The sequence below is a fragment of the Moorena sp. SIO1F2 genome (assembly GCF_010672755.1).
In the GTDB taxonomy this organism is placed as follows: Bacteria; Cyanobacteriota; Cyanobacteriia; order Cyanobacteriales; family Coleofasciculaceae; genus Moorena.
This window is the reverse complement of sequence record NZ_JAAHFV010000149.1, coordinates 1-9,792: the sequence shown is the minus strand read 5'-3', so window position 1 is coordinate 9,792 and position 9,792 is coordinate 1. Positions and strand designations below refer to the sequence as shown.

Below are 9,792 nucleotides of genomic sequence, written 5' to 3'. Positions count from 1 at the left end.
TGATACTACCGGCATTTCCGTTACCGGCAGTACTCGCTTCAATTTGCGACTGATTGTCCAGGGATAGAGACTTGGTTTCAATCTCGACATTCCCACCATTGCCCTCTGCACCAAAGTTTACTGCTGTGGATATGGAACTATTCCGATTCAGGTCAACCTGTTGAGCCTCTTGTATGGTGATACTACCGGCATTCCCTATCCCAGAGGTGCTGGCAGTTATGTCAGAGTCATTGTTTAAAGTAAGCGATCGCGTTTTAATATCAATATTGCTGTCAATATCAATATTGTTGTCTTTTTGGACAATTGCACCTTTCTTCACCTCTGTAGAGATCGAACTATTCCGATTAAGGGAAACTTCCTCTGCGTCTGGGATTTTGATACTACCGGCATTTCCGTTACCGGCAGTACTCGCTTCAATTTGCGACTGATTGTCCAGGGATAGAGACTTGGTTTCAATCTCGACATTCCCACCATTGCCCTCTGCACCAAAGTTTACTGCTGTGGATATGGAACTATTCCGATTCAGGTCAACCTGTTGAGCCTCTTGTATGGTGATACTACCGGCATTCCCTATCCCAGAGGTGCTGGCAGTTATGTCAGAGTCATTGTTTAAAGTAAGCGATCGCGTTTTAATCGCAATATTGCTGTCTTTTTGGGCAACTGCACCAGTATTTACTGCTGTGGATATCGAACTATTCCGATCAAGGTTAACCTCCTGGGCATCTGGGATTGTGATACTACCTGCATCTCCGGTACCGGCAGTACTTGCTTCAATTTCCGAGGTGTTATCTAGAGATAGAGACTTGGTTTCAATATCGACATCCCCACCATTGCCAACTGCTTCAGTATTTACTGCTGTGGATATCGAACTATTGAGATCAAGGTTAACCTGTTGAGCATCTTTTATAAAGATACTACCGGCATCCCCTTTCCCAGAGGTACTGGCAGTTATGTCAGAGCCATTGGTTAAAGTAAGCGTACCCGTCTGAATATCAATCGTACCCACTTCCTCCCCTGGGCTAGCGTTTACCTCTGCACCAGCCTTTACCTCCGTTGAAATTGAGCTGTTGTCGGCAAGCTCGACAGAGTCAGCATTCTCAACAAAAATGTTTCCAGAAGTTCCTGTACCAGAGGTAAATGCAGAAATCTGTCCTTGATCCTGGAGTGTCAGCTCTGGAGTATTAATCGTGATCGTTCCACCAGCCCCAGCGCCTTCAGTCTCTGCTAACAGTCCGCTATTGGGATTTGAGATCAGCACCCTGTTATCGATATTCAGGGTAATGTCACCAGCCCCACCTTCCCCAAAGGCAGTGGTGCGAAGTTGTCCACCAGTAGTAATTTCGAGAGTATTAACATCAATAGTTATCGTTCCACCGATGCCTTGACCTTCGGTAGAACTCAATACAACTGCCCCATCCCCAACAATCAAATTTTCTGTATCAATGTTAATATTCCCAGCATCGCCAAGTTCATTTGTAACATTTTCAATGTCAATGAATTGAGAGTTAGCGAATATACCACTAGGAACTACATTATTCTGATCATCGACAGCAGTACCAACTAACTCGACTAAGTCCGAAGCGATGACTGTTATATTGGCTCCCGTACCACTATTTCCTGTTGCTGCGCCAATTCTGGAGCCATCACGTACTAAAAGTTGTTCGGTGTTAATGGTTAATGCCCCAGCATTCCCTGAACCAGTGCTATCAGCAGAAATCACCGCTCCCTTCTCAAGAGTCAATGTGGGTGTTGTGACCTTTAACTCACCGGCATTACCTGAGTTCAAGGTAGCGCTAGCCAAGGTAGCCTTCCCCGACAATGTCACTGACTCAGTGGCATTTATGGTTAAATTTCCCCCATCCTTTGCGTTGTCTAGGCTTCTGTTAGCAGTTGCTGTGGCTACTCCAGCTCCATTCTGAATGGTTAAACGTTGGGTATTAATGGTTAAGTCGCCTCCCTTACCAGTACTGTTAGTAGCAGTGGTCAACCCCGTGGGAATAGCTCTGATAGCCAAGGCTACTCGTTCGTTAGGAGTAGGGATAAATGGACCAGTTTCGTTGCCGACAATTTCTACTGACTCAGCGTTAACCGTTAAATTTCCACTATTGCCACTACTACCAGGTAAAGTGACAGTAGCAGCTCCAGCTAGACTCCGTGATTCTTGGTTTTGGGCTTGGTTTTGGATACTCAAAGTTCTGGTGTTAATGGTTAAGTCCCCAGAATTCCCTGCTCCAGTTGTAACCGTTCCCAAGCCAGACCCATTGAAAACTTCGAGGAGCCGTTGTACTAAGTTGGAATTGGTGAAGTTGGTGAGCAATTCCCCCAAATTGTTGAACCCTGACCCTTCTGTATTAATTAATGTCACTGACTCAGGGGCATTGACAATTAAATTTCCGCCTTTATCTGCCCCAGTTGTACCGGTTGTAAGGGTAACAACACCAGCGTCATCCAGCAAAAAGTTGCTACCGCTGTTGAGGGTGATCTTACCTCCCTCTATTCCAGCAGAAGCAATGAAAGAACCTGGATTAAGGGTGATGTTATTATCTGCCAAAAACGTAACATCACCGCCATTGCCAGAGAAAGGGTTAAACGGATTATTATTTGGAATAGCAATGGTATTAACTATACCGTTGAGAGTAATGCTACCGCGAGAATCGATAGTAACTGACCCTCCTTTGGATAGTTCACCGTTCTGAATGGCTAGATTGGCCAGAGTTGGCACTAAAGAACCTAGAGTCGCTGAAACTTCAATATCTCCTGCTAGTGAAGGATTAGGCTTGTACTGATTGGTGAGCAAAACCTTTCCTGCCAACAGATCATTGGCAGATATGTTGAAGTCAAATATACTGACATCAGCAAAAGCGATGGTGCCGATTGTAATATCTGCACTGGTAGCAGTATTGGTTATAGTGGGTCTGCCAAAGATATTCAAATTGAACAAGTCACCAAAGAATCGGTTGCCTGTCAGTCCAGGGATACCAACTTCAGTGGGATCTACTCCAGCACGAATATCAAGAGTCGGTTCAGCTTGACCGTTAATATTCACTACTGTGCCATTAGATAAGGTAATGGCTTCGGAAATAAAGTCTATTCCTTCTGTACCTGTTTCTGAGCCTGTAATGATCACAGAGCCGATCTCTACCGCTCCCCCTGCCACAATATGTAGGGAGGTGCCTAGATAGCTGTTGAAACTAACATCCCCAACTGAGCGAATTATCGGGTCATCGGGACTAAATAAATCTCCGAGACTGCCATCGAGCTGTTCAATCCGGAAACTGCCACCACTCCAATAGTGGGCATCACCTGCGACAGTATTTTGCGATCGCAAAACCAGATCCCCACCGGAAAACAGACCACTGTCTGGATGGTTCAAGGCAAATATATCCACCCCTTGATTGCCCTGAATCAATAACTTCCCGCCAGCAGCGGCAATAAATGGTCGCCCGATACTATCGCGTATTTGAACTGTATCTTCTCCATGGAGTGTCACATCTCCTCCAGCAATTAGTTGACCTTGTAAGTCAAGATTGCCAGCAGCTAGGGTGAGGTCTTGCCCCACTACTAAATAACCACCGTTAGTGATTATGGGTTTGGGGTGATTCAAGCCATACTGCAATCCGGGAGTAATATTAATACTCAATAAAGGGGGGGCTTGTGGATTGGTGGCACTGAATTCTGTACCGTTGTTGAACACTAAACTATTGGCTGTACTGGCGAAAAAGGAACCTGCGATATCCAACCTGGCATTCTGGCCAAACACAATGCCATTGGGATTGAGTAAAAACAGATTCGCTCCACCATCGACACCAAGAGTTCCTAGAATGTTGGAGATATTACTCCCGGTCACCCGAGACAAAATGTTCTCGATTCCGGCTGGATTGGCAAAGTAAACCCGCTGTAGCTGACCAACATTAAAATCTTGAAAGCTATGGAACAGGTTACTACCTCGCGCTGCTCCCCCTTCAATCAAGTCCCCTGGCTCTCCCCTGATAGTTAGATTTGGTGTTACCACTGAAGATTCATTACCCAAGGTTTGATCCGGGGTAATCTGGGCTAGGGCATAATTTCCCGAAAAAGCAATAACCACCCATCCGATTAGGGTTATGGCTCCCTCAGTTAAGGGCAATATCCCTAGCCCTCTGGTTGAGGGCTTACTTTGCTGATTATTCATCTGTCCGCCTCTGCACAAATAGCTAGTTGTCTGGAGTACCGATAGCAGTCAAGGAACTTTACCTCTAGATTATTATTTATTTTCCAGGGAAAGCCAGGCAGTTTACGGAATTTTTAGGTTATTTTTAACAAAAATTTACGAAAATCGTGCGGATTGATAGTTTCGGTTTTTGATCTCTGAAACCGTTGGTATAGGGTTTATAAATGATATGTAAACTTTAATGGTCTTTTTTTATTATCCAATAAAACTCCGGAGCTCTTGCCCCTCTTGCTTTTTGCCTTTTGCCTTTTGCCTTTTATGGCAATTCCTGTGTTTACAACCCATATACAAACCCTAGATAAGATAAAATAGGCTTATCAGCTCAGGTAACAGTTTTTGCAATGGTTCAGCCGCTACAGCCGACCACCGATGACATCTTCTATCCCGAAAGTGACGGCAAACCTTTGGCGGACAATACCCTTCAATTTGAACTAATTACCACCATTAAGTATGGCCTAGAAGTCCTATTCAAGGATGACCCCAATGTGTTCGTCGCTGGAGATTTGTTGTGGTATCCAGTACAAGGAAAACCAAAAATTAACCAAGCACCGGATGTGATGGTGGTTGTCGGTAGACCGAAAGGGCATCGGCGTTCCTACAAGACCTGGGTTGAAGATAATCTTAATCCCCAGGTGGTGTTTGAAATTGCATCAGAAACTAACACTATCAAAGAATTAGAAGAGGATAAACTCAAGTTTTATCAGAGCCATGAAGTAGAATAGTACTATCTTTTTGACCCAAATCGGATAAAACTAAAAGGCTGGTTGCGTTCAGGAGAAACCTTAGAACCCATCCCTCAGATGGTAGGTTGGGTTAGTCCCCGTTTAGCAATTACCTTTGAGTTAGTAGAGTCGGAATTAGTGCTTTATTCTCCAAATGGACAGCGGTTTGCTAGCTATTTGGAAATTAGTGAGCTCAAAGATAGGGCTCAACAACAGGCAGAACAAGAACGTCAACGGGCAGAGCAAGCAGAGGAAGCTTTAGAAGAAGCACAGGAAGCTTTAAACCAAGCTCAAAAAACCTTGGCCCAAGAAAGAAGTCGTATGAAAGCATTGCGGTCGCAATTAAAAGCTAAAGGGATAGATCCAAAAGATTTGGATCTGTGCTGATCCTTAAAGAAACTCTTGCAGTTGCTTAAGCAGAGACTCGGTCTGCTCAATCCCTTCGTTATCCCGTTGAGTCTGGTAAAGTTCTAGGGCTTTTTCGATAGCAGTGAGAGCTTCGGTGACGCGAGAACGTTTTTTTAAGGCTACTGCTAGGTTATAGTGAGCTTGGGCATTTTCTGGAGCCAGTTCAATCAAACGTCTATAGGTCACTACTGCTGGTACATATTGTTCTTGGGTGAGAAGAATTTTCCCGATGTACTCCTGTGCTTCTACTAAATCAGGTTGGGCAGAAGCTGCTCGCCGAAATGCTTTGAGGGCCCTGGATAAATTCCCTCTCGATTCCAGAATTTGACCGATTTGGAGGTGAATTTCAGGATTACGAGGGGCTAATTTCACCGCTTTTTCAAAAGCCGCCAGTCCAGCCATCTCATCTCCATCTATCAACCAAGCTGTGCCCAAACTTAGTTGGATACGGGTTTCGTTCGGAGCAATTTCCGCTGCTTTTTGGAACACTTTAATGGCTTCTTCGGAATTTTCCTGCTCTAACCAGGCTGCACCGATTAACTGGTATACTGTTAGGTTGTCTGGCTCAATTTCCAGGATTTTTTCATAGGTTTCTATTGCCCCTTGATAGTCCTTTTGACGTAGCAGGGTAATGGCCAAACCAAAATAGGCGTTAATATTCTCTCGGTTCAGTCTAGTGGCACGACGATAGGCCGTAGCAGCACCAGCATTGTCCCCAGCATTGGCGAGACTGTAACCCAGTGCGTAATGGAAATTAGCATTTTCTGGCTCTAGTGCGATCGCTTTTTTGTAAGCGGCGGCAGCGTCTTGGAATTTGCCCAAACTTGCCTTTAAATAGCCAATGCCCGAAAAAATCTTAGGGTTTCTCTGCTCCAGCTTAGCTGCTTCTTTATAAACCGCAACAGCTCCCTCATAGTCCCCCGCATCTACCAACTCTCGTGCTTGATGGAGAAGGTCATTGAGCTGTTGATTATACTGCTGTCGGCTAGATACCAGAGTTGGCATTGCTTCAGCAATTTCTGGCAGGGGGGTTGCCACTACGGAAAAAAATAAGCTAAGAAGGAGGAACAAAGTTTGCTGTAGCAAGGTCAATGTTTTCATAGTCATCAGGCTCGTGTACTTTGGGAGGTTCACTATACTGATGAGTTTTACCATGAACACCCGCTAATCGGGAAGGGTTAACCGGGATAAATTTTGGTTAACTTCTGTTAAGCTACAGGATTGCTTGGGGTCAACTTATGATAATAACCCTTCCGGCCTAGACCGGAAGGGTTATTCTTGGATGATGTCAAGTTTAATTTTAATAACCTAACAATCCTGATATAGATATATATAGTAGATGTCTTTTTTATTTATGACCCAGCTATAGCGCTATAGCTGGGTTTATTGAGTTTCAGGAAAAGTTGAACCAGGTATAGCAAACCTGATCCATATTCACAACGATAACTAGGATTGCAAAGCACCACTTTGGACCATCATCAGGATGAAAATACCAACACTGGCTACCACTAAAACCAGACCTAGAGCCACTGATTGACCCAAATGGTTGGGATTTTGAGAAGTCTTCATTTTTATTTTCCTTTCTTAAATTTATGAATGCCGATAATGAACGATAACAAACTTTTGACAAGCTTGATAAGAAACTGCAACGTATCTTAACGTAACTTTACATAAGTTAATACTAACTAAAGTGTGGGCGTTGCCTAATAATGGAATGATTTTAAAAGTTTTGTGGAATGGGCATCTTGCCCGTTCCGCCCTTGGGTCGCACCTGTGGAATGGGCATCTTGCCCGTTCCGCCCTTGGGTCGCACCTGTGGAATGGGCATCTTGCCCATTTGTGACGGTGGGACCCAACCTGATTACTTAATCATGGAATATAACGTTCGATGTTAGCTTCGCCCTTACCTTGGTTAACATTAACATTTACGTTCCACAACAGCACTTGCCCATCAGCACCACCACTAACTATTTTTACTTTATCCCTAGAAGAATTAGAATTGATCGCCAGTGACAAAACTGCTTTTTCATGTTTTAAATTGACATGACGTCTTAGCTCAATGTTTTTTTTGTTAGTTACATCCCACAATTTCACGTTTCCAGTCTCATCCCCAGTAACGACATAACTTCCATCAAGGCTAAGGGCAACTGATTTGACCTGAGCATTTGTTTTAAGGGTATTCTTCGTTTTACCTTGGGTATCCTGCACTACCACTTTACCATCAGGATCAGCAGTTACAAAATACTGAAGACCTGGGCTAATAGCAGCTAAAACAACAGTGGTTGGCTGAGAAGGATTGTGTACTCTCCCAAATCTGCTTGGATTCCAACTAAGCCCTAGGTTAATTAGCCCAATCACGCCGAAAATTATCAATATTGTTGCCAATTGGGGATTATATTTTTTAATTGCGTCCAAAAAGCTTGGGATCTCAAAGCTTAGAAAATTTTTTTGAACTGAATTCGGTGGCTCATAGGGAGAAAGGTCTTCGTTATCTCCAAGATTCGATAATCCCCGCCAAACTCCTGCTTTTTTGAGATCGTCTTGTTCCTTAATTCCGGTAACAACGACTAATGCTTGTGAATCCGAAGCATTGCTTTTCTGAGGTAGACGGGATTCTTTAAGTTCCTTAGCAATAAGTTTTATATTATCTTCTGAGTTTTTACCTATCATCAGAGGCTTCGTTGCAGTGGAGTTCTTGGTTTGAAGCGATGCTTTGATGACATGCTCGATTTGTTCATAAGAAACTTCAAATCCGTATTCCCCTCCTTCTTTAATAGCACTGTCAATGTCATTTTGTAATTTTCCCTCTAATGCAAGCACAGCGATTCCTCGTATTTGTTGCTCATCCTGCTCATTATCTTGAGCAATCAACGCTATAGAGTTTCGTATAGTGCGACCTCGATAATCTTTGCGTTTGCTTGCTTTCATGCCTGTGACAAGCAAAATTAAGTTACCACTCTCACGCCCTATAAAAATCGAATACCCTTGGGTTTCAAGCAATAGTTTAGATTTTTTAACCAAATCTGGTTCATCTATTGGCTTTTGTTCATCCTTTGCAACTTCTTTCCAAAAGTAATCCTGTTCTTGATAAAAACCAGCACTTAGAACATAAATTTTCATTGCTTACTCCTATTTATCAATAAAAAGTTTATCTTCGCCTTGTATAATGACAAAGCCACCAGAAGATTTACATTGACTAGCAGACTGGCGAGCAGCTTCTAAAAGGTATCTATCCCAACCTAGCCAATGACGAATAGTATTGAACCAGCCCCATTTCGTATCGTAATGAAGTTTGAGTAGGAAACTCAAAAGATACCGTAACGGCTGATCGCTATCTTTGGGACTATATCCAGCATCATGACTAATTTTGCGAAAGTAAAAACGCGGTCTTTGATTCACTACTCTAATATTATTGAATATCACAGTTCCTACAGTTTGAACAGGTGTAATTACGCAGGCAATCTTAGTCAGCAAATTTTCGCTCTTGAATAACTTAAATAGTTCAGCATATTTGTCTTTGATGCAGTTACGTAATTTTTTAGCATCTTCTTCGTTTTGCAAATATTTTTCACAACGAACAGGAACAAGGATAACGAGCCTAGGTTCTTTTAAATCTCCATAGCTTATTTTAAAAATATCACAAATCTGCTTGGGTCTGTTTCTCAAATGATGCCATTTGCCGTTGGCTTCCATGAGTGCAGGAGCGTCAATAGCAATCAAAACTGCAACACATTCATGCATTACATTTTTGACAAATTCACCATCCTTATCATCCAGATAGTGACCGGGAAAATCTTGAAAAGTCAGTTGTAAAGATGGTTTTTCACCAATCTTTCCTAGACCAAACTTAAAACATTTGAGCTCCTCTGTTCCTTCCAATCCTCCCGTCGCTTCAAAATCATCCAGCAGAGCTTTTAGCTCTCCTAAACGCTCTTGCAGAAATGCGGAACTTACAGGATCGGGAGTCAGTTGCAAATCGGCTTCCTCAAACGTATCAGAGAACTGCTCATACATAGCAGTTAAAACACTGGTTTTGCCTACCCCTCGATGTCCTAGCATTGTGACTTTAAGTTCTTTGGGCATTTGATTCTCCTTGTTGTGTTACTTGAATAATGACATCAACTCTTGCTGATTTAGGTTTGTTGCCTGTTCTACTGCCTCTAGCCACTCTTGGCGTACCCTGGAGCGTTCACCCAATAGCTCAAATTCCTTAGGCCAGATAGAAGAGCGTTCCTGGTAAAGAAAAATTTGCCATTCATCCTTGACTGCTTCAGCACGGAGTACACGGTCAAGAAATTCTTCTACTATGGCAAAAGCAGCTTGGGAAGGTTCACAAAGAAAATCTTCTAAGGCTGTTTCGCATTGAAAAACAGCTGCTGCATGAAGTGCTTCGAGATTGCTCTTGATTTGCTCTGCATTGGGAGACTTCCCAGACAGATGCAGATCAGTTCA

The 9,792-nt window shown here is 43.2% G+C and carries 6 protein-coding genes and 1 pseudogene; 2 read left to right on the top strand and 5 right to left on the bottom strand.

What is annotated here, in order from left to right; all coding sequences use genetic code 11:
• The coding region (locus F6J94_RS18155; protein WP_293043079.1) for a filamentous hemagglutinin N-terminal domain-containing protein at positions 1–4,171 on the bottom strand (4,171 nt) is incomplete at its 3' end.
• Between the two features lie 380 nt (positions 4,172–4,551).
• On the opposite strand from F6J94_RS18155, the pseudogene F6J94_RS18150 reads away from it, so the two are divergent.
• Positions 4,552–5,319, top strand: a pseudogene (locus F6J94_RS18150) (Uma2 family endonuclease).
• 3 nt (positions 5,320–5,322) lie between these two features.
• On the opposite strand, the gene F6J94_RS18145 reads toward F6J94_RS18150, so the two are convergent.
• Positions 5,323–6,447, bottom strand: coding sequence for a tetratricopeptide repeat protein (locus F6J94_RS18145; RefSeq protein WP_293043076.1), 1,125 nt, complete (start codon positions 6,445–6,447; stop codon positions 5,323–5,325).
• A gap of 339 nt (positions 6,448–6,786) precedes the next feature.
• Positions 6,787–6,909 (bottom strand): hypothetical protein, encoded by a 123-nt coding sequence (locus F6J94_RS18140; RefSeq protein WP_293043073.1) that lies wholly within the window; start codon positions 6,907–6,909, stop codon positions 6,787–6,789.
• Positions 6,910–7,071: 162 nt separating this feature from the next.
• Between F6J94_RS18140 and F6J94_RS18135 the strand changes: the two genes are divergently transcribed.
• Complete coding sequence (locus tag F6J94_RS18135; RefSeq protein ID WP_293043070.1) at positions 7,072–7,209, top strand: hypothetical protein; 138 nt, start codon at positions 7,072–7,074, stop codon at positions 7,207–7,209.
• Here the strand turns inward: F6J94_RS18135 and F6J94_RS18130 are convergent, their stop codons facing one another.
• Together F6J94_RS18130 and F6J94_RS18125 are read right to left on the bottom strand one after the other, a co-directional pair.
• Entirely contained in the window at positions 7,210–8,460 is a 1,251-nt protein-coding gene (locus F6J94_RS18130) for a hypothetical protein (protein ID WP_293043067.1), read from the bottom strand.
• Positions 8,461–8,469: 9 nt separating this feature from the next.
• On the bottom strand, positions 8,470–9,423 hold the full coding sequence (locus F6J94_RS18125; RefSeq protein ID WP_070394721.1) for a hypothetical protein: 954 nt from the start codon (positions 9,421–9,423) through the stop codon (positions 8,470–8,472).
• Positions 9,424–9,792 lie beyond the last annotated feature (369 nt).